18 protein-coding genes are annotated in these 20,934 nt (G+C 59.2%); 7 read left to right on the top strand and 11 right to left on the bottom strand.

The annotated features are described in order from the left end of the window. Positions 1 to 82: 82 nt before the first annotated feature. Genes I5L03_RS07570 through I5L03_RS07555 form a run of 4 tightly spaced genes read right to left on the bottom strand, consistent with a single transcriptional unit; the run spans position 83 to position 4,153 of the window. On the bottom strand, positions 83 to 1,417 hold the full coding sequence (locus tag I5L03_RS07570) for a hypothetical protein (protein ID WP_197921139.1): 1,335 nt from the start codon (positions 1,415 to 1,417) through the stop codon (positions 83 to 85). Between the two features lie 14 nt (positions 1,418 to 1,431). Beyond that, positions 1,432 to 2,682, bottom strand: a complete 1,251-nt coding sequence (locus tag I5L03_RS07565) for a glycosyltransferase family 4 protein (protein ID WP_197921138.1) — start codon at positions 2,680 to 2,682, stop codon at positions 1,432 to 1,434. Further along, positions 2,682 to 3,395 carry a sulfotransferase family 2 domain-containing protein gene (locus tag I5L03_RS07560; RefSeq protein WP_197921137.1) on the bottom strand — a complete coding sequence of 238 codons (714 nt, stop codon included), beginning with the start codon at positions 3,393 to 3,395 and terminating at the stop codon, positions 2,682 to 2,684. The genes I5L03_RS07565 and I5L03_RS07560 overlap by 1 nt, the downstream gene beginning before the upstream one ends. 44 nt (positions 3,396 to 3,439) lie before the next feature. Then, entirely contained in the window at positions 3,440 to 4,153 is a 714-nt protein-coding gene (locus I5L03_RS07555; RefSeq protein WP_197921136.1) for a class I SAM-dependent methyltransferase, read from the bottom strand. Positions 4,154 to 4,418: 265 nt separating this feature from the next. On the opposite strand from I5L03_RS07555, the gene I5L03_RS07550 reads away from it, so the two are divergent. From I5L03_RS07550 to I5L03_RS07535, 4 genes are read left to right on the top strand one after another with little or no spacing between them, the layout of a single operon-like run. Further along, complete coding sequence (locus I5L03_RS07550; protein ID WP_234035137.1) at positions 4,419 to 4,982, top strand: LbetaH domain-containing protein; 564 nt, start codon at positions 4,419 to 4,421, stop codon at positions 4,980 to 4,982. Between the two features lies 1 nt (position 4,983). Beyond that, the gene (asnB, locus tag I5L03_RS07545; RefSeq protein ID WP_197921134.1) at positions 4,984 to 6,945 is read left to right on the top strand and encodes an asparagine synthase (glutamine-hydrolyzing); all 1,962 of its coding nucleotides are present in this window, start codon (positions 4,984 to 4,986) and stop codon (positions 6,943 to 6,945) included. Between the two features lie 23 nt (positions 6,946 to 6,968). After that, complete coding sequence (gene galE, locus I5L03_RS07540; RefSeq protein WP_197921133.1) at positions 6,969 to 7,967, top strand: UDP-glucose 4-epimerase GalE; 999 nt, start codon at positions 6,969 to 6,971, stop codon at positions 7,965 to 7,967. Further along, positions 7,964 to 8,803, top strand: a complete 840-nt coding sequence (locus I5L03_RS07535; RefSeq protein ID WP_197921132.1) for a glycosyltransferase family 2 protein — start codon at positions 7,964 to 7,966, stop codon at positions 8,801 to 8,803. Before galE ends, I5L03_RS07535 begins: the two co-directional genes overlap by 4 nt. 26 nt (positions 8,804 to 8,829) lie before the next feature. On the opposite strand, the gene I5L03_RS07530 is transcribed toward I5L03_RS07535, so the two are convergent. Beyond that, complete coding sequence (locus tag I5L03_RS07530; protein WP_197921131.1) at positions 8,830 to 10,224, bottom strand: lipopolysaccharide biosynthesis protein; 1,395 nt, start codon at positions 10,222 to 10,224, stop codon at positions 8,830 to 8,832. A 270-nt stretch (positions 10,225 to 10,494) separates the two neighbouring features. On the opposite strand from I5L03_RS07530, the gene purF reads away from it, so the two are divergent. The 3 genes from purF (at position 10,495) to I5L03_RS07515 (ending at position 13,157) form a co-directional block, all read left to right on the top strand. Continuing rightward, complete coding sequence (gene purF / locus I5L03_RS07525) at positions 10,495 to 11,985, top strand: amidophosphoribosyltransferase (protein ID WP_197921130.1); 1,491 nt, start codon at positions 10,495 to 10,497, stop codon at positions 11,983 to 11,985. After that, complete coding sequence (locus I5L03_RS07520; protein ID WP_197921129.1) at positions 11,985 to 12,716, top strand: SDR family NAD(P)-dependent oxidoreductase; 732 nt, start codon at positions 11,985 to 11,987, stop codon at positions 12,714 to 12,716. Before purF ends, I5L03_RS07520 begins: the two co-directional genes overlap by 1 nt. A gap of 93 nt (positions 12,717 to 12,809) precedes the next feature. Next, entirely contained in the window at positions 12,810 to 13,157 is a 348-nt protein-coding gene (locus I5L03_RS07515; protein ID WP_197921128.1) for a PilZ domain-containing protein, read from the top strand. A 70-nt stretch (positions 13,158 to 13,227) separates the two neighbouring features. On the opposite strand, the gene wecC is transcribed toward I5L03_RS07515, so the two are convergent. Genes wecC through I5L03_RS07485 form a run of 6 tightly spaced genes read right to left on the bottom strand, consistent with a single transcriptional unit; the run spans position 13,228 to position 20,928 of the window. Next, on the bottom strand, positions 13,228 to 14,496 hold the full coding sequence (wecC, locus tag I5L03_RS07510) for a UDP-N-acetyl-D-mannosamine dehydrogenase (protein ID WP_197921127.1): 1,269 nt from the start codon (positions 14,494 to 14,496) through the stop codon (positions 13,228 to 13,230). Continuing rightward, positions 14,493 to 15,668 (bottom strand): non-hydrolyzing UDP-N-acetylglucosamine 2-epimerase, encoded by a 1,176-nt coding sequence (wecB, locus tag I5L03_RS07505; protein ID WP_325100125.1) that lies wholly within the window; start codon positions 15,666 to 15,668, stop codon positions 14,493 to 14,495. The genes wecC and wecB overlap by 4 nt, the downstream gene beginning before the upstream one ends. Positions 15,669 to 15,725: 57 nt before the next feature. Further along, positions 15,726 to 16,976, bottom strand: coding sequence for a serine hydrolase domain-containing protein (locus I5L03_RS07500; RefSeq protein ID WP_197921126.1), 1,251 nt, complete (start codon positions 16,974 to 16,976; stop codon positions 15,726 to 15,728). A 6-nt stretch (positions 16,977 to 16,982) separates the two neighbouring features. Continuing rightward, a complete protein-coding gene (locus I5L03_RS07495) occupies positions 16,983 to 18,245 on the bottom strand; it encodes a serine hydrolase domain-containing protein (protein WP_234035136.1) in 1,263 nt (420 codons plus the stop codon). Positions 18,246 to 18,267: 22 nt separating this feature from the next. Further along, positions 18,268 to 19,494 carry an SAM-dependent methyltransferase gene (locus I5L03_RS07490; RefSeq protein ID WP_197921125.1) on the bottom strand — a complete coding sequence of 409 codons (1,227 nt, stop codon included), beginning with the start codon at positions 19,492 to 19,494 and terminating at the stop codon, positions 18,268 to 18,270. A 42-nt stretch (positions 19,495 to 19,536) separates the two neighbouring features. Then, positions 19,537 to 20,928 carry a cryptochrome/photolyase family protein gene (locus I5L03_RS07485; RefSeq protein ID WP_197921124.1) on the bottom strand — a complete coding sequence of 464 codons (1,392 nt, stop codon included), beginning with the start codon at positions 20,926 to 20,928 and terminating at the stop codon, positions 19,537 to 19,539. Between the last annotated feature and the right edge of the window lie 6 nt (positions 20,929 to 20,934).

Below are 20,934 nucleotides of genomic sequence, written 5' to 3'. Positions count from 1 at the left end.
GGGAAAAACAAGGAAGGTTGACGTGATAGCCAACGGCGCAAACCACGAGCGGCGCTAAGATAACGCATGAAAGATCACCAAGTTAGATTGCAGCAGGGGCCTGAACCACGGTGCGCATATACGTGTCTCGGCGTGAAAAACGAATGAGCAACCAAGCGATGGCCAAGTAGAAGGGAGCGAAAGCCAGATACCAGTAGGAATCGTGTGTCAGCGCATGAAGCGCCACAACTGTGGTGCCGATGTAGAAAACAGCAGCCGTCAGGGATCCTGTAAGGGCAGACCCAAAAGCGCGGCCAATGAAAAAGCCCGTCACGAGAAATACTAGGCAGCCAGCATAGGAGAAATCGGCAAAAGCCTGCGTGAAGCCGGTGATCGTCGAGCCCTCGCTACGCTGGTAGAATGTGCGCGAGAATTCCTCGCCGTAAAGGAACAGTCCCTGATACAGCGAGTCCTTCGTGTCCTGCCCCACGAACTGTCCGGGGACGTAGAGCTTCACCAATCTGTTCCAGAATTGGCCGCCATAACTCCACATCGAATTTTCGTTGATATAATTCATGAAGTAAGCGGCGTTTTGCACCTCTAGAGAGGCGCTCGTGAAGGTGTCCTTCAATCCCTGCATGAAGTCGATTTCGGCGATGTCTGAAAACGATGGCATTGCGACCTGCCGTTCGCCGAACTGCGTGGTTTCAAAGCCGGTGATGCGGCGGAGCTGGGAAATTGAGCTCACCAGCACCAGGATCCCTGCCGACCCCGCCGCAATGAGAAGGCGCGGAACCAGTTTGCGCTTCACAAGCCAGTACGATGCGATGACGACAAAGCATACCTCCACAATGTCATTCCGCTTTACCTGCAAGACAATGGAGGGAAAGAAACACGCCAAATTGCCTAGCAAGAGAACCAGAACCGGCATGCTCGGACGGCTGAGAAACAGGATGAGGGAGAACGCCAGGCCGATTGAACGCAAATCGGCCAAAAACGCGAGGATCGTGATCACACCCGTCGGCCCGCCCCTTTCCAGCGTCGACTGCTGAATATTGAGCACGAGCACCTGAATGATAATCACGAACACAGTCAGCAAAGCCAGAGGCCAAAGCGTGATGGTGTCGGATGAAATATCTGTGCGAAAGTCAAAAGAACGCTCCGTCTCGGCATTATTCGCGGCTTTCAGTCCCCATGACCGACCGAACTGCCATCCCAAAAGCAGTGCACCGACGGACAGCGCAGCGAAGATCACCAGCGGATCGATTAGAAAGCTGTCATAAGTCCTGTTCGATGCAAAAATATAGAGCTGGGGCACGAACCATCCGAGCAGCATCATCGCAGCCAGGAAGGGAAATTCGACGTACCCACCCCGCTTGAAAAGGTAGATCAGCAGGATTGCGCTGCAAAACAGGGTGAAGAAGTGAATGGTCCACATGATCGATCAAGGCCTTAGCCGCTTTGCCGGGCCGCATCCACCATATCGATCGCCTCCAGCTTCTCGGAGAGGACTACGTGAAGTCTCTCCGCCAATCGCTCTACCTTGTGGTCAGCAGCGCCACGAATTGCGGTTTCGCTCATTCGGTCGCGCATTTGCCGATCATTGACGATACGAGCGATAGCTTGCGCAAGCGCGTCAGCATCACGTTTCGGAACGATCAGTCCAGCTTTGTCATGCTCAATCGGTGCCCCTGCTTCCTTTGTCACGACCAAGGGCACGCCCGTAGCGAGCGCTTCGAGGCAGACGCCTGCGCTTCCCTCGGCTAGACTGGGCAGGCAGAAGAGATCGGCCTTCGCAAATTCGTTCATCATGGCGTCGCGCGGCAACCTTCCAAGGAAGGTCAGATCGCTGAAAAGGGGATTGTGGCGAATACTGTCCGCAAAATCTCCGGCGACCACCACTTCCACTTGCGGGTCAATTGATTTCAGCAAAGTCGCCGCCTGGCCGAGATAGGGTAGGCCCTTGCGAATGGCTCCACTGCCTGCGAACAACACGCGTCCGGGCCTCGGCGTTCCACGGCCAATTTCATATCCCCCAAGACCGTAAGGGATCCTGACGATGCGATCAGCCGCATCCGGAGCGAGAGTAAGGACCCCCTCCTCCACAGTCGCCGAAGGACAGATCAGGATATCGCTAAGCGCGATCAGCTGCCGGTTGTGTTCCTCGAACAAAGCCACCTGCCGATCGCTCACGGCCTCGCTGCCGAGATCAGGCCAGCGGGCCTGCTCTTCTGCCACTACACGCTCCGACAGAGGTGTGATGATGATATCGCTCACGACCAGCAGGCCGGCATCTCGCGCTTTGCGGAGAAGATCAAAGCCACCATTCCCATCTACCGAAAATAGGATATTGGCCGCATTGAGCCCGTCACGAGTGACTGATCGACCAAGCACGTAATTCTGCAATTTACGTGCGCTTTGGACGTCGGGAAAAAACCGGTCGCCTGCCTGTCGCGCAATGTCGGCGGAAACGGAAGTGCGAATTTTTTTCGCAGGGATCCCGGCTATCCTGCGCCGCCCCGCAGCCGAGGCGAAACGCCCGCCAAGGCGCGCCAGGACACGGTCGAGAAGCGACACATGGCCTTCTACCCATGCGCTGGTGGTGTTGAGCCTCGCGAGACTTCCCGTTCTTTCAAGCATATGAGCGAGTTCGTAGTCTCGCCGCGCGCCGCTTTGGACGAGTATGACCCGGGGATCAGCCATCAGACGCTTGCCTGATAACCGAAGCGGTCGAAATCTTCGGCGAAAGCTTTTCGCACCAGATCGCGCGAGCTCGCATTGTATAGCGAGCTGTAATCCTTGCTCACATGGCTTTTGCCTGTCCATGGCAAGACTGCTTCGCCGACATTCAATGCTTCACGCAGTCGAGCAAAATCGTCATTGAGGTTTTCCAGCCGCAATATGTGATCCATCCTGTTTTCGCCGCGCGAGTCCAGGACAAAAGACGATTGGGTCCTACGGTGAGCTCTCACGTTATGGTCATCCGGCTCAATGTCGATCCAGAACGACAGCGCGCGCTCGATTTCCGCGGCATCGGGGCGATTGCTGAGGGTGTAGTGCTGCGAAAAGCGCTGCGAGAAATGGAGCACGGATGAAATTGCGCGTGTGAATGGATCGCGGACAACACAAAACTTTGTGGCTCGCTCCAGCTGGTCTTTCGTAAGAAGGCCGAGCATCTCAATTTCGACATAGGTGAGATGTTGCGCAGCGAGCGCAACGTCCAGCGTTCCGAGCAGGTACGTCTCAGGTACAGGAGAAGCGGTCTTCTTCAGAGCCCATCGCGCTGCGCTATTGGCCGGTCCCCGAGCTCCCGAAGTCGCATCGAGGTGGTCCGGCAGGAACGCGTTCTCGATCGACTTCCCGGCACATTTCGGGATGTGCACGAATAGCGCTTCATGAGCGGGAAAATAGGGCATTTGATCTCAGTTATAAATTTGCGAAACCGTTTTCGGCAGGCATGTCAAACAGGTTCAGCCACCGCAATTTGCTGGCCGCGCGGATGGTACCAGTGTCCAATGTCACGAGCTTTCCACCCACCGTCGGCCGCGAAAGATGCCATTTCATCGAATGCGTATCGCCAATCGACATTGGGGTCGGACGGCTGGTTGGGATTTCCGTTGCTGTCCCCGCGCCCATAGGTGAAGAAGAATTTGCAATCATCAGAGGCATTTCTGCGCAGCTTGGCGAAGCATTTGCGGATATCGTCCGGTACAAGGTGAGTGAAAAGCGATTGTGCGATCATGAAATCGAAGCGCTCTTCCGCAGGCACATCGAATTCATAATTGAAATAGAACTGCGGCGCTTTCAGATCGATGAGTGGGTGGGGTACTTCTTCCCGCAATCCGCCATCGACCAGCGCCTTTTCCCCTTCCAGGCCATGATAATGCCCCTTGTCCAGATACGGGATCATGAACTGGCCCAAGCGCAGGGCGCCGCATGCGACATCGAGAAAGCGCTTATCGGGCGTCAATCCATTGCTGAGCAGGAAATCGAATTGCAATTTGCCGATTTCGAACCACGCGGAGGTATTCACGGCACCGACAACATAGCGATGGCCGACGAATTTGATGCGGTCTTCAATCGACATCTGTCGAAGCTTCCGGTCAGTCCCGAGCCGACTGAAAGAGCCCATCTGACGTTTCACCTTGGACCACAGCGTATTCTCGTACTTCATCGAAATTCCCTGTTTGCCCGTCCCGTCTCACAAATCGGCGCATGTATTTGCAGCGATTCGGTCGCATGACCCCTAGAAGGGCAAAACCCCCATACTTTCCAAAGGCTCGTTTGCAAATTGCAATCAAATCAGAGCCGTTGCGCTCATCCGCGTGAAGCGTTAATCGAGCCGTGTTTCGCGGTGGCACGCGAACCCGGGTCATTTTTTGCGATATCCAGCATCACCGTTCCTATCGATCTGCTGCAAAGGTATTTTTGTGCACACATTGAAGCCCCTCAAGGTGCCCGATACGTCCCAACGTATTTTGCGCAAGATATGGGGCATCGCGTGGCTTTTCCTGTATCGGCCGAGCCCGGTGGCACTGTATGCTTGGCGGCGGATGCTCTTGCGGCTTTTTGGCGCGAAAGTGGGTCCTGCAGCCCATCCCTACCCTACTGCAAAAATTTGGGCTCCCTGGAACCTGGTGATGCACGCGGATTCGTGCCTTGGGCCCTACAGTGAATGCTACAATGTCGCGTCCGTCACCTTGAAAGAGCGCGCGATTGTCAGCCAGCACGGCTATCTGTGTACAGCTTCCCATACAATCGATCAGAACTTCACCCTGGTGGGCGCGCCGATTGTCATGGAACCTTTTAGCTGGGTGGCGGCCAAGGCGACCGTGGGGCCTGGGGTCACGCTTGGTGCGGGGGCAGTTTTGGGAGCCGGTGCCGTCACCAGCAAGGATATACCCGAAGGCGAAGTCTGGGTCGGCAACCCCGCGCGGCATGTCTCTTCGAGCGAACTGTGCCCCGACACCCTTCGCCACGCCAAAGCGGTAAGCGACGCGTAAGATGTGCGGCCTTGCAGGATTCTTCGGCGGCACGTCTGCGGACGGCAAGATCGGCGAAGCAATGGCGAGAGCGATTGTCCATCGCGGGCCGGACGACGGCGGAATATGGGCAGATCGCGAAAATGCGATCGTCCTCGCGCATCGACGCCTTGCCATTCTCGATCTGAGTCCAGCAGGTCACCAGCCGATGCAATCGCATTGCGGCCGCTACGTGATGGTCTTCAATGGCGAGATCTACAATCATCGCGCCCTGAGGCAGGAACTGGAGGCGGATGGCGATGCTCCGCAATGGCGCGGAGAGAGCGATAGCGAAACGCTGCTTGCACTGTTTTCTGCCGTCGGCATTTCCGGCGCGCTGGACCGGTTGGTCGGGATGTTTGCGGTCGCGGTGTTCGACAGGAAAGAGAAGACCCTCAGCCTCACCCGAGACCGGATGGGCGAAAAGCCGCTTTACTTCGGCTGGGTGGATGGCGGTTTTGCCTTTGCCAGCGAATTGAAGGCGATATCGACTGTCCCCGGGTTTCATGGACGGATCGATCGCGCAGGGCTCGGCCATTTCGTGCGTTACGGGTTTGTGCCGGCTCCCAATTGTATCTGGCAGGATCTCTATAAGCTTGAAGCCGGATGCCTGCTCACCCTTTCCCTCGAGGCGACTAAAGCAGCGCCGGCAGCGGTCCCCTCCGCTCCGATGTCCGAGCCTGACTTTGCGATCCAGCGCTATTGGGATGTCCGCGATGCGATGCGGGCCGGGGCCGGGAATAGCGTCTCCGACAAGCGGGAGGCTCAAGCGCTCTTGCATGCGCAATTGCGAGACACCGTCCAGCTGCAGGCGCAGGCCGATGTTCCGGTCGGGGCATTTCTTTCCGGAGGGTGCGACAGCTCGCTGATCTGCGCCCTGCTCCAGGAAAGCCTGCCCGGCGCGATCGATACTTTCACCTTGGGATTTGACGAAGCCCGACTGGACGAGTCGCCATATGCTCGGGCCGTGGCGCAGCATTTGGGAACGCGACATCATGAGATGATGGTGACAGCTCGGGACGCGCAGGACGTCATCCCGGATTTGCCGTCAATCTATGACGAGCCGTTCGCTGACAGTTCCCAAATCCCGACGTTCCTCGTCTGTAAGATGGCTCGGCGCAATGTCACTGTCTCGCTGTCCGGCGATGGGGGCGACGAGCTGTTCGGCGGTTATGATCGTTATGACCAGGCAGCTGCGCTCTGGCCCAAGCTAACCAAATTGCCTGTGCCAGCGCGCAAAGCGTTGGGCAAAGTCCTGGCGATGGGATTGCACGCACCAGGCCTTGGAAAAATGGACATGCGCCAACGGGGCAGGCTGGAAAAGCTGGGCGCCATTCTTTCAGAGGCCCGCACTCTCGATGATCTTTACGAGCAAGTGATGCGAATTTGGCCTGCAAAAGGACCAGCTGCACCCTTGCCGCATGATGTGCGAACCGATTGGTCTGGCGTCGATCTGGACGATCCGGTCACGTCGATGATGCTTGCCGACCAGCGGCTGTTCCTGCCTGATGACATTATGGTCAAAGTCGATCGCGCCGCGATGGCAGTAAGCCTGGAAACACGTGCTCCGCTTCTCGATCACCGGCTGGTCGAACTGGCTTGGCGCTTCCCTAGCGAATGGAAGGCAGGCGCAGGCCAGAGCAAGGACCTGCTGCGCGAAATTCTTTATGAATACGTGCCGCGCGACTATTTCGATCGTCCGAAAGCTGGCTTCAGCATTCCGGTCGGCACCTATCTACGCGGGCCGCTGCGCGATTGGGCGGAGGCCCTGCTTGCTGAGGAAAGGCTTGCCGAAAACTTCTACCCCGTCCCCATCCGGCGAAGGTGGGCAGAGCACCTGTCCGGCGCACGCGACTGGACCCAATCGCTATGGGCAATTTGCATGTTTGAGGCATGGAGAGAATCCGCTACGGCAGCGGGCAATGCGAGCCCAGCCCTTAACTGACGGACATTTAGGGAAGTCTTTTCATGAAAATTCTGGTGACAGGTGGCGCCGGCTTTATCGGTTCTCACGCCTGCAAATTGCTTGCCCAATCGGGGCATGAGCCGATCGCCTATGACAATCTGCGCACGGGTCACCGGTGGGCAGTGCAATTCGGTCCGTTCGAGCATGGCGCAATCGGCGACAGGGAGCGGCTGGATGATGTCCTCGCGCGCCACAAGCCCGATGCGGTGATGCATTTTGCGGCGCTGGCTTATGTTGGTGAGTCCGTTACTCATCCGGGTCAGTATTACCGAACGAACACGGCTGATACGCTAACCCTGCTCGATGCCATGCGCGGCGCTGATGTCCGAAATATCGTATTTTCCAGCACGTGTGCGATTTTCGGCGAGCCGGACCGGATGCCGATCAGCGAAGATACTGCCAAGCATCCGGTCAATCCCTACGGCCAGTCGAAATTGGCAGTCGAACATATCCTGCGCGATTATCGCAGTGCTTACGGCATCAATTTCACCGCACTACGCTATTTCAACGCAGCGGGATGCGATCCCGCGGGCATTTTGGGCGAAGAGCACGATCCTGAAACGCATCTCTTGCCACTCATCCTTCATGCGGCGAGCGGCCAACGCGATGCGATCACAATATTCGGCGATGACTACGATACGCGCGACGGCACGTGTGTTCGCGATTACATTCATGTCGAGGACCTGTGTTCGGCGCATCTGCTTGCACTCGAGCGCACTGCCGAGGGGCAGAGCGGGCACTTCAATCTCGGCAATGGCAATGGCACGAGTGTGCGCGAAGCCGTGGATGCAGCAGCGCGGGTCACCGGAAAAGACATACCCACTCGCATTGGCGATCGGCGCCCCGGCGATCCGCCGACCCTGGTGGCCGACGCTTCGCACGCACGCGAAACCCTTGGCTGGAAGCCGCAATATGAAGACATCGAAACGATGATCAAACATACTTGGGATTGGCAGCAGGAGCACCGCTATCGCTACATCCTGAAAGACGGTGAAGCGTGAAAGTATCGGTCCTGCTCCTGACCTACAACGAAGAGATCAATATCGAGCGCTGCCTCGCTTCGCTCGATTGGTGTGACGATATCTGGGCGATCGATTCCGGCAGCACGGACCGAACGCTCGAAATGCTGAAGCAGGGCGGAGTGAAAGTCCTTCATCGTCCCTTCGATAATTTCGCCAATCAGCGCAATTTCGGTCTCGATGAGGCTGACTGGAAGCACGACTATGTTCTACATCTCGACGCGGACGAGGAATCTACCCCCGTATTCAGAGAGCAAATCGAAGACTTGAGCGCTTCAGACGCGGTGGATGCCTGGAACGTGCCTTCCAAGACTATTCTGTTGGGCCAATGGCTAAAGCATGCAGGCATGTATCCCAGTTACCAGGTGCGCCTTGGACATCGTGAACGCTTGCGTTTCGTCCAAGTCGGACACGGCCAGCGAGAGGATCTTCCCGCTGATCGCGTCGGGACGCTGAACGTGCCCTACAACCACTACAACTTCTCACACGGCATGCAGAAATGGCTCGAAAAGCATGTCCGCTATGCGCGGGATGAAGCGGAAGAATTGTCGCACGCGCAGCGTCAGGATGAGGCGGGCTTAGCCACGGGCGGTCGGCGACGTTTGAAGCAGATCGCAAACAAGTTGCCGCCTGCCCTGCGTCCGGCTTTCCGCTTCATTTATGTCTATTTCGTCAGGCGCGGTTTTCTCGATGGCAAGGCAGGTCTCGCCTACGCTCTGATGATGGCCACCTATGAAGGCATGATCGGCAGCTTCGTATTTGAGCAGCCTATGAATGACACTGCTCGCATCTCGTCGGGCGATACAGCGCGAAGCTGAAGCTCGTCGCGCTGCGGTGGAAGCAATCAGTCTCGCGAACGAAGTGGTCGAGGTAGCTTTTTCGTCAGGCTGCCCAATTCCCGAATGATGATCCTGAAATCTTCTGCGCGCGGGACGAAGTAATCGCTCCACCGCGATGCGTAGCCATATTTGCGAAGGCGCAGCAAAAGCACGGCAATCGCCGGGAGACGCGCTGCCGCCAGCCCGCAGCCGAGCTCGATCACATTGTCATAACCGGTAATCAGCCATCCCGCGACCACCATGGCGAGAGTGACCCCCTGGCCATAGACCGCATCCTTCAGATGACCGATTCCGCGCAGGAATTCGTTCAACAAAGTGATGATTGGAAGCGGCAGCAAAGCGAGGCCGAGAATTTGCGTCATCACGATCGCCTCGGCAAACTCTGCGCCATAAAGCAGCGGGATCAGGAACGGCGCAGCCACTACGATGCCTGCGGCAAATGCGACGCTGAGGATCAGCGTGATACGCATACTGTCCGCCAAGTGTTTCGCGCGATCTGCCTTTGCTTTGGCAGCCGACATGGGCAGCATGATCAGATTGAGCGCCTGCGTGATAAAGCCATAACCGACACCGGCCGCAGACCATGCGACGGCGTAATATCCGATTTCGGCCAGCACCCAGATCGTGTTGACGAACAGCCGGTCGATATTCTCGCTCATGAAGCGCAGGACATGGGAGCCATGCAGGCCCAGCCCGATCGACAGGTTCTCCTTGGCGATCGCGGTCTTGAAATGCCCCAGCAGGCTCGCGCGATAGCGCCAAAGGCGCCGGGCAAGGATGGGCACGCGTGAGACGAGGAAGACGACCATCAGCGTCTCTAGCGAGACGAGCCCGCTGATAGCCAGGATGACGATCCCACCCAGATAGGCCGCGGGCAGGATAATCCTCTCCACGGAGATGACAGTGAAATGCATCTGCGCACGTTCTGCCGCGGCAAGAACCAGGTTTATATGGTTGATAACGAAGAACAGGCCGACAAACAGGCTGACATGAATCGGCTCCACCCTCTCCACACGTAATAGATCGAGCGATATCGCGAGGGCCGCACCACCAATCGCGATCACCAGCACGACAATTGCGGAGATCATCAGTGTGGGGATGTAGGCTTCGGGGCCAGCGACAGCCTCGTCCGCATCGGCCTCGTTTTGCTTTTCGTCTTTGTCCGCCGCAGCATGCCGCTCCTTGCTGAGCTGCACGATCATCGCATCGGCAAGCGAAAAGGTGGACATGCCCGCCAGGAAGGTGGCCCAGAAAACGACCTGCGCAAACGCCCCGCGATCCTCAGGCCCAAGGATGCGCGCCAGCAAGACGCCGATAATCACATTGGCAATCAATGCGACGCCGGATGAGAGACCCGAGAGGGCAAACTGGCCGGTGAGTGAGCGCGCTGAAGCGCTCATTTCCGGCCTCTCGACCGAAATTCGCTCACAGCGTTGCTTCTCCTGGGGGCTCTTGGCGCGTGTGCCATCATCGACGCGGCTGTTAACAGCATGCGCTCACCATGCACAACGCAAAAGCAGGAAAAATGCCCCTGCGCCGTGAGGAGCGTTCTTTAGGATGACTGCCGCGCGCTCACCGGAACTCATCATCAGTCTTCCAACCCCGATATGCTTGCAATCACAGCGCAACATCGCCATTGCGGCAGCGCTGCTGGCCACAAACGGAAATCGATGACACTCGCCCATCCCCATCACGACGGAGACGGTGACGACAAGCTGCATGAAGAATGCGGCGTGTTCGGCATTATCGGCGTCGATCAAGCTTCTGCCGTCACTGCCCTTGGCCTCCATGCGCTGCAACATCGCGGGCAGGAAGCTGTCGGCATTTCCAGCTTCGATGGGTCTGACATCGTCACGCGGCGCGCCATCGGCCATGTGGCTGAAAATTTCGGCACGGAAGAATCCCTGGCGGAGCTTCCCGGGCATATGTCGGCCGGCCACGTGCGTTATTCGACCACCGGGGGCGCAGGCCTTCGCAATGTGCAGCCGCTTTATGCCGATCTTGCGAGCGGCGGTTTCGCCGTGGCGCACAATGGCAATATCTCCAACGCCGCAACGCTGCGTCAGGAATTGGTGGAAAAGGGCGCGATCTTCCAGTCGACGTCCGACACCGAAGTCATCATCCATCTGGTCGCGACCAGTCGGTATCCGACGATGCTGGACAAGCTCGTCGATGCGCTGCGTCTGGTCGAAGGCGCATACGCGCTGATCGTCATGACCCCGCGCGGCATGGCTGCCTGCCGCGATCCGATGGGCATTCGTCCGCTGGTGATGGGCAAGCTGGGCGATGCGACAGTGTTCGCCAGCGAAACCGTGGCGCTGGACGTAGTTGGCGCGACTTTCGAGCGGCAGGTCGAGCCGGGCGAGTTTATCGAAGTCGATTTCGATGGCACCATCCGCTCGCACCGCCCCTTCGGCGATGTGCCGGCGCGCCCGTGTATTTTCGAACACGTCTATTTCAGCCGTCCCGATTCAATCTTCAACAAGCGCTCCGTCTATGACAGCCGCAAGAGCATCGGGATCGAGCTCGCCAAGGAAAGCCCGTGCGAGGCGGACCTCGTGGTCCCCGTCCCCGACAGCGGTGTACCCGCCGCCATCGGCTACGCGCAGGAAAGCGGCATTCCGTTCGAGCTCGGTATCATCCGTTCGCACTATGTCGGGCGTACATTCATCCAGCCATCGGACGGCGCGCGCCACGCTGGCGTGAAGCGTAAGCACAACGCCAACCGGGCCATCGTGGAAGGCAAGCGCATCGTCCTGATCGACGATTCGATCGTGCGCGGCACGACATCGATGAAGATCGTCCAGATCATGCGCGATGCAGGCGCTGCCGAAGTGCATTTCCGTGTTGCAAGCCCGCCCACCGGCAATGGTTGCTATTACGGTGTCGACACGCCGGAGCGCTCCAAATTGCTGGCAGGCCGGATGGACCTTGCTGCCATGCGCGAATTCATTCAGGCGGACAGCCTCGCCTTCGTATCGATCGACGGGCTTTATCGCGCCGTGGGGCTTGAGGGCCGCGACAATGCCCGCCCGCAATATTGCGATGCCTGTTTCACGGGCGAATATCCCACCCCCCTCACCGATCTTGCGCGCCGCGAAACCGGCGATGCACAGCTTTCGCTCGACGTGGGCAAAGGCACTACCACAAAGGACAGCTAATGGCTGACGAAACTCCAAAAGGGCCGCTTTCCGGCCAGGTCGCGCTTGTCACCGGATCCAGCCGCGGGATCGGCGCTGCAACGGCCAGAGCGCTCGCCGCCAAGGGAGCGCATGTCGTGATCACCGGCCGCCGGGTGAAAGATCTCGAAGCGGTGGAGGACGCGATCCATGATGCGGGCGGCACCGCCACGATCGCGCCGATGGATTTGACAGAAACCGATTCTATCGGTCGCCTTGCCCAGGCGATTGCCGAACGCTTCGAGAAACTGGACCTGCTGGCCATCAGCGCGGCGCAACTGCCTACGCTCACTCCCGTCACCCAGATCGAGCAGAAGCCTTTCAATGAAGCGCTGACGCTCAACGTGCTCGCTACTCAGGCCCTGATCGCCGCCTTCGATCCGCTACTGAAGCGCGCCGAGGCGGGCAAGATCATCGGCCTTACAAGCTCCGTCGGTGCAGAACCGCGCCCCTTCTGGGGAGCCTATGGCGCGACCAAAGCCGCGTTCGACAACCTGCTGGAGAGCCACGCCAAGGAAGTCGAGCGAATCTCCGAAATCCGCGTCGCGATCATTGATCCGGGCGCGACTCGCACCTCCATGCGCGCACGTGCTTATCCCGGTGAAGACCCGCAAACGGTGAAGCCGCCAGAGGCCGTGGCAGACCGTATTGCCGAACTGGCGGAAAAAGGATTCGCCAATTTGCACCGCGAACGAGTGGAAATATCCTCTTAACCACGTTTCGTAAGCTCCTGGTAAGCAAATCCGGACATCTTGCGCAAAGCAACACGGTGGGGACCGTCAACGCTTTGAATGGATTGTCTGACCATGAGTATGCAAAACACGATTGGCCGATACGAGGTCGCCGCACAGGAAGATCGCAGTGCACCCCGCACGCGCATCATGATCCCTGCCCAGCTGCGCGCATCGGGTAGCCGCGCTTTCCAGACCGTGGTGAACGATCTGTCTCTCAGCGGCTTTTCCGCAACCGCTCTCAACCGGATGCATCCTGGTTCGATCTGCTGGCTGACCCTGCCCGGTCTCGAAAGCCTGCAGGCCGAAGTCGTCTGGTGGGAGAATGGTGTGGCAGGCTGCGCCTTCACCAATTTGCTCAGCCCGATCGTCCACGACAACATCCTCGCCCGCTATCGCGGCGACGGATCGTTCAAGGGCTGAACCTCCCAGCGTGGCTGACTTGGAAAGGGCTCCGCATTGCGGGGCCCTTTTCTTTTTTGTCGGGTAGGCCCTAATCCCGCTCCACCGCTTTCGCTTTGCGGGTCGAGAACATGCCGGTCGTGTCGACCACGGCTTTCTGCAGATAGCTGTCACCTTCGAGCCGCTTGAACTGGCGGTGGCCGACGAGGAAAGTCACGATATCTGCCGCCTCGCGGGCTTCGTCCGAAGTCACGAGTTTCACATTGTCGCGGCCTGCAAGTGACTTCGGCAGCTCGGACAGGTTTGGTTCCACTACCAGCACCTGCGCGCCTTCGATGCCGGCAACTTCCTCGACGATTTCGAGCGCGGGGCTTTCGCGCACGTCGTCCACGTCGGGCTTATAGGTAATGCCATAGCAGGCGATGGTCGGCACTTTGAACTTGTCCGCAAGTTTGCGGATCTGGCCGACGACGCGATGTGGCTTGTCGTCATTCACCACGCGTGCGGTGCGGATCAGGCGAGCCTCGTCCGGAGCGCTGGAGACGATGAACCACGGGTCGACCGCGATGCAGTGGCCGCCCACACCTGCCCCCGGCATCAGGATATTGACGCGCGGGTGCTGGTTGGCGAGCTCGCGCACCTGCCATATATCGGTGCCCAGCTTGTCGCAGATGATCGAAAGCTCGTTGGCAAAAGCGATATTCACATCGCGATAAGCATTCTCGGACAGCTTGCAGAGTTCTGCCACGCGGCTGTCCGTGATGTAGCACGTTCCCATCACAAAGGTCTGGTAGAGCGCCGCAGCCTTGTTCGCGCAATCCTGCGTCAGGCCGCCGATGATGCGATCGTTCGAGACAAGTTCGCGCAGCATCTGGCCGGGGAGGATGCGCTCGGGGCAATGGCACAGTGCCACGTCCGCTTCGCTATCTTCGTCGCGGTAGCGCGGGAAAGTGAGGTCGGGGCGTTCCTCTGCAAGGATTTCGCCCAGCCGCTCGGTCGAGCCGACGGGGGAGGTCGATTCGAGGATCACCACATTGCCCTTTTCGAGCACCGGCGCGATCGTGCGCGCAGCGGCCTCGACAAAGGTCATGTCCGGGCCTTCATCCACCATCGGTGTAGGAACGGCGATCAGGTAGAATTCGGCGGGTTCGGGCGTCGTCGTCGCACGCAGGCGCTTGGTGTCCACAGCGGCGGAGAGCAGCATCTGCAGGTCCGGCTCCTGGAAATGCGCACGGCCAGCGTTGACCGCCTCCACAACGCTTTCATTCACATCGAGGCCGATGACCTCATGCCCACGGCTCGCCAGCATGGCGGCGGTCGGCAGTCCGATGTAGCCAAGCCCTACGGTGCAGACTTTCATTGCGCTTTTGCCTTGATGAACTGGGCGACGCTGGCGGCGATTTTCTGCGCGGCCGTGCCGTCTCCATAGGGAAATACCTTGCGCGCGCGGCGCCAGTAGTGATCGGGTTCGTCAAGCAGGCGCGTGGCTGCGGCCATGATGCCCTCAACACTGGTGCCGACGATCTGGGCGACGCCCGTGGCGACGGCTTCGGGCCGTTCGGTGACTTCGCGCATCACGAGGACGGGTTTGCCGAGCGCAGGCGCCTCTTCCTGAATGCCGCCGCTATCGGTCAGCACAAAATGCGCGGCTTGCATCAGCGCAACCATCTGCACGTAATCGACCGGCGGGATGAGGTGGACTGCATCCGTATCACCCAGCCGCGCCTCGACCACGTCTTTCACATGCGGATTGAGGTGGACCGGATAAACCACCTCGACATCACCGCGATCGGCCAACGTCTTCAACGCCTCGCAAATCCGCCCGAAGCCATCGCCAAAGCTCTCACGCCGGTGTCCGGTGACGAGGACAAGCTTCTTACCCGGATCGAGTGTCAGGCCCAGCCCCGCAAGCTCGTCGCCCTGCAGAGTGCCTGCGACATGCAGCAAAGCGTCGATCCCCGAATTGCCGGTCACTTCAACATGGCGCGCATTGCCATGCTGAGCCGGGCGTTCGCGTTTCAGATTCTGTGCTGCGGTGCTGGTCGGTGCCCAGAGCAGGTCTGCCACGGCATCGATGGAAACGCGGTTGTATTCTTCCGGCCAAGGATGACGGATATCATGGCTGCGCAGTCCCGCCTCGACATGGCCGACCGGAACGCGGTTGTAGAAGGCTGAAAGTCCCGCCGCCATCGCGCTGGTTGTATCGCCATGCACCATGACGAGGCCCGGCTTGTGCTCGGCGATCAGCGCATCCATTTCGCGCATCACGCGGGCGGTGATGTCCGACAGCGTCTGGCCCGGCGTCATTAGATTGAGATCGATATCGGGCTGCTCGTCGAACACAGCGAAAACCTGATCGAGCATCTCGCGATGCTGGCCCGTTGTGATCACTTTCAAATCGACTTCGGGCACCTGCCGCAGCGCGCGCACCACGGGCAACATCTTGATCGCTTCCGGGCGTGTGCCGAAGACGAGCAGGACCGGCGTCACGCTATGCGCGCCGGAAATCGAGTCTGGTGCAAGGTCAACCACGCGAAAGCCCTAGCGATCCCGCGTAAAAATAGTCCTACCCCGGCGTTCACCATTGGCTTATCGAACCATCGGCTCGGCGGGTTCGCCGACGCGTACGCCTTCTTCGCCGCGCTCTGCGTCAATGGCTGCCTGCACGGCGGCGTAGAATTGATTGCGCTCTGTCCCCGCTCCATCATTCCCCGTGCCTTGCCGCCAGTTGGAATGCGTGGCGATGACGAGATTGCGCGCAGGATCAATGAAAATGCCCTGCCCGTAGAGACCGCTCGCTGCGTACGCGCCACCCGGATAGGTCCACCACTGATAGGCATAGCCGCGGTCGAACCGCCCTGTCTCGAAGGCTGCAGTGGTCGCTTCTTCGAACCAGCCTTCGGGCACGACACGCTCCCCGCCAGCCATGCCGCCACCCATGGCGAATAGGCCAAACCGCGCCATGTCGCGCGTACTCGCCTGAATGCAGCATCCGGAAATTTCGCTGCCCGAATTGGAGAGGAGCCAGGTTGCATCCTGCTCCATGCCGAAGGGCGCCCAGACTTTCTCGGAAAGATAATCGGCGAGATCCTTGCCCGTCGCCTCGCGCACCAGCACGCCGATCAGATTGGTCTCGCCGGTGTTGTAAAGCCAGCGCGTGCCGGGTTCCGCCTCGCGTGGCAGCTGGCGCATGTAATCGACAAGCGAATCAACGCCTTCCTCTTCGGAAACGTGATTGTTGAAGCGCGCCACGTCGCTTTCGGGATCAGCGTAATCCTCGCTCCAGCGTACGCCGCTCGACATGGTGAGGAGCTGGCGGATGGTCACATCGGCATAGGCCGAGCCCGCCATGTCAGGAATATACTGCACCAGCGGATCATCGAGACTGTCGATATATCCATCGGCAATCGCTGCGCCGACTAGCGTGGAAGTGAAGCTCTTGGCAGCCGAGAAACTTGTCCACTTGCCAACGGCGGAGAAATCGAGGCCGTAGCGCTCCAGCACGACTTCGCCATCATGGACAACGACGATCCCGGCGGAATTCTGGTTGTTCATAAAGACGTCCATGTCGAAGGTGCCGAGGTCGATCGGATCGCCAGCAGGCAGCGGATAGGTCGCCTCCCCCGCTTCGATCACCCGTGCCTCTGCCAGAGCCGGAAATGCGTCCATCGCCCGGAACGCGGCCTCGCGCGTTTCCTCTGGCCAGAACAATACGTCCGTATCGGTCGGCATATTGGCGAGCACCGCGCGCTGGTCGTCCGTCAGCGTGGCGACATAGATACCGACTGCCGCCAGCAGCAGGACAATTATGCCGATCAACCATTTGAGAAAGGTCGGCATTTTCGCTTAGTCTCCGGTTCGCGCATCGATGGCATTCATCACAGCGGTGTAGAATGCAAATCGCTCTGCCCCCTTGCCGCCGTTGCCGGTTGCGTCGGGCCAGTTGGCGTTGGTCGCGATCACAAGGTCGCGCGAGGGATCGATGAAAATGCCCTGTCCGAAAATGCCTTGCGCGGCGTAGGTATCACCCGGATGCGTCCACCATTGATACGCATATCCATCGCCTCGCCCTGTTAGCTGAAATGCAGGGTCGGTCGCCTCGGCAAACCAGCCTTCGGGCACGATCCTCTGCCCTTCGATCGTCCCATCGGTGAGCGTGAACATGCCGAAGCGCGCCATATCCCGCGTCGTAGCTTGAACACAGCAGCCGGCGATTTCATGCCCGGTATCACCCAGCAGCCAGGTCGCATCGTAAGCCATGCCGAAAGGCTGCCACACTTTGAGCGAGAGGTAATCGGCGATCGGCATGCCGACAGCTTCACTCACCAGCACGCCGACAAGGTTGGTTTCGCCTGTGCTGTACCGCCAGTTCGTGCCCGGCTCATTCGCGCGCGGAAGGTTGCGCATATAGCTGACGGTAACATCGAGGCCGTCTTCGGCCTGATGATCAACGAACCGCGCCACATCCGAATTCGGATCGCCGTAATTCTCGCTCCACTGCACGCCCGAACTCATGGTGAGCAATTGGCGGATCGACACATCGTCATAGGCTGAGCCCTGCAGATCCTCGACATAGCGCGTCACCGGATCATCGAGGCTTTCGATATGCCCATCCTGAAGTGCGGCGCCGACCAGCGTGGAAGTCAGGCTCTTGGCGACCGAAAAGCTCGTCCAGCGATCGGCCGCTGTCATCCCGAGCCCATACCGCTCCAGCACGATTTCCCCGTCGAGCACGACCACAATTGCTGCCGAGCTTTGCGACTGCATGAAAGCATCCAAATCGAACTCGCCCAGATCGAGCGGTTCGCCTTCTGGCAAAGGCATCACTTGCGAGCCGGCGTCGATCACGCGGGACTGCGCGACCTGCGGCATCTGGTCCATCATGCGAAACGCAACAGCGCGCACATCCTGCGGCCAGAACAGCACGTTGCGGTCTGCCGGAATAGCCATCTGTTGCGAGGGGGTGGCGACAGGAGCCTGAGCGACCGCCGTCGTTGGCTGGGGCGCGGGAGCAGAGGCAGTTTCAGCGCTTGCATCCGGCATGGCGGAGTGCGCGCATCCCGAGAGTAAGACTGCCGCGATGCACCCGGTAAAAATCTGCGATTTCATGTCTCTCTCCCCAGTGAGTATACTATTTGACTAGCGTCACCTGACTGACGGTGATTCCTCCGCCGCGAAATCCACCTTCGCAATACATCAGGTAAAACCGCCACAAGTCGCGGAAACGCTTGTCGAAATCAGGCGGCAGCTTATCGGCCCTCGCCGCCGCGTCAAATTGCTCGCGCCAGATGCGCAGCGTCTCGGCGTAATCGAGGCCGAAATCTTCCTGTTTTTCCCAGCTGAGGCCACGCTCCTCCGCAAGCGCGCGAAATTCGCTGGCGCGGATCAGCATTCCGCCGGGAAACACATAGGCCTGAATGAAATCGGCGCTCTTGGCATAGGCATCGAACAGCTCATCGCGCATGGCAATATACTGGATCGCGGCGCGCCCGCCGGGCTTCAGATTGCGAGCGATGCAGTCCATGAAAGTGGGCCAGTATTCACGGCCCAGCGCCTCGACCATTTCCACACTGACGATGGCATCGAACTGGCCGGAGGTGTCGCGGTAGTCCTGTTTCAGGAATTGTACGCCGGGATGGTGCTCTCGCGCCCACGCCAATTGCTCTTCGGACAGGCTGATCGCATCGACGCGCGCACCCTTCTCGGCGAAATATGCAGAGAGCGCGCCCCAGCCGCAGCCGATTTCGAGCACACTTTCGGGCGTTCCCACCCGCTCTGCAAGGCGGTGCCATTTGTGTTGCTGGCCGTCCTCGAGATTGTCTTCCAGCTGATAGGCCGAAGAATAGCTCATCGTTGGATCGAGCCACGCCGCGTAGAAATCATTGCCGAGATCGTAATGCGCGTGGATGTTCTTTTCAGCCTGACGCTTGGTATTGCGATTGAGCGCATGGAGCATCCGGCTCGCCCAGCGCCACGGCCCCTTGGCCCGCGCGACATCGCCCAGCGTATCGGCATTGGCCACGAACAGGGCGAAGAAACTGACCGGATCATCGCTCGACCATTCGCCTGCTTCCCACGCCTGATAAAGACCTACAGAGCCGCCCGTCGCAATGCGCAGGAGCCCTCGCCAATCGTGCAGGGTGACCTGGCACTCGAACCCCGGCGCATGTCCGCCAAGCGTGCGGCGCGATCCATCGGGTAAGACGCCGTAAAGCGTGCCAGCAACAAGCCCCAAATCAATTCGGTCGAGAATTTTGGAAACGGCAGGTGCCGCCAGTCGCGCGAGGAGGCCGGGCTTCGCGCCATACCTCCGCCCGCTTTCGAGCAGCACCCCTCCCCTAGCATTGCGGCTTGCCATGGGAACCCTATGCCGAGCGCCCGCCCGGCATTCAAGCGCAGCCTAGTCTTTATTCGCCCTGTAGGTTTCCAGCGCCCGCTCGCGAGCTCCCTTATGGCCGATAATCTTGGAGGGGTAATCGTCCGGCTTGCAGCCATGCTCTTCCGGATCGTGGATGGCATCGCCTTCGATATGGCTCAGCTCGGGCACCCATTGGCGAATGTAATCGCCTGCGTTGAATTTCTCCGACTGGCTGAGCGGCGCCATGATGCGCACGAACATGTTGGAATCGACTCCGGTCCCGCTCACCCACTGCCAATTGGTGGCGTTGGAGGCGTAATCGGCATCGCACAGCGTATCCCAGAACCATTCCTCGCCGTGGGTCCAGTTGATCAGCAGATGCTTGATGAGGAAGCTGGCGGTGATCATGCGCACGCGATTATGCATCCAGCCGGTTGCCCAAAGCTCGCGCATGCCTGCATCGACGATGGGATAGCCCGTCTCACCGCGCTGCCAATTCTCCAGCTCCTCCTGGATCACATGGCCGCGATTGGGGTTGCGCCAGAAATTTTCGTCATAGCCATCGCGATAAGGCTCTTTGCCGTAGGCCGGAAACTGGCAAATCACGTTCTGCGCATAGTCGCGCCAGATCAGCTCTTCGCGATAGGTCGTCGCGCCATCGGAGGTGTAGCGGCTCATCGCTTCCCACAGCATGCGCGGGGAAACTTCGCCGTGATGCAGATGCGGGGACATGCGGCTGGTGCCGTGCTCGCTCGGCAGGTTCCGCTTGTCATCATACTCCGAGACGATGTCGAGATAGTCCTCAAAGGCTTCCATCGCCGCAGAAGTGCCGTGCTGCGAACCCCAGAAATCCTGCATGCCGCCAGACCAGTCGGGTTTCGTCGGCAGCAAATCGAGATCAGAGAGATTGTCGCTATCAGGCCAGCTATCGGGATTGTCGAAACTCGGCTCGGGCAGGATATCGAACCCGTCGATGGCTTGGAACATCGATTTTTTGAACGGTGTGTAGATTTTGTAGGGATCGCCCGAGCCGGTCGTCACGGAACCGGGCGGCAGCAGGTAATTGCCATCGTGCAATTCAAGCGGGATCTCGTCTTTCAACTCGCCCTGCGCCTTGCGCCACCACGGCTCGTAATGGCGGATGGCGTGGACGCAAACAGCGCCTGTCTCTTCGACGAGCTTGGGGAGCACATCGGTTACTTTCCCGCGCCTCAAGATCAGTTTGGATCGATGGCGGCCCAGATCTTTGTCCAGCGCTTCGAGCGCGTGATGCAGCCACCAGCGGCTCGCCCCGCCAAGCTTGTGATCGCCGGGTGTCTCATCATCAAGAATATAGACTGCGATGACGGGACCCGCCTGCGCTGCCGCAGTGAATGCAGGATGGTCGCAGAGGCGCAGGTCACGCCGCAGCCAGACGATTTGTGGTTCGGACACGCAATT

The organism is Aurantiacibacter sediminis, assembly GCF_016019885.1.
GTDB classification, from domain to species: domain Bacteria; phylum Pseudomonadota; class Alphaproteobacteria; order Sphingomonadales; family Sphingomonadaceae; genus Alteraurantiacibacter; species Alteraurantiacibacter sediminis.
Note: the sequence above shows the minus strand (reverse complement) of the source record. Positions and strands in the feature narration are given on the sequence as shown.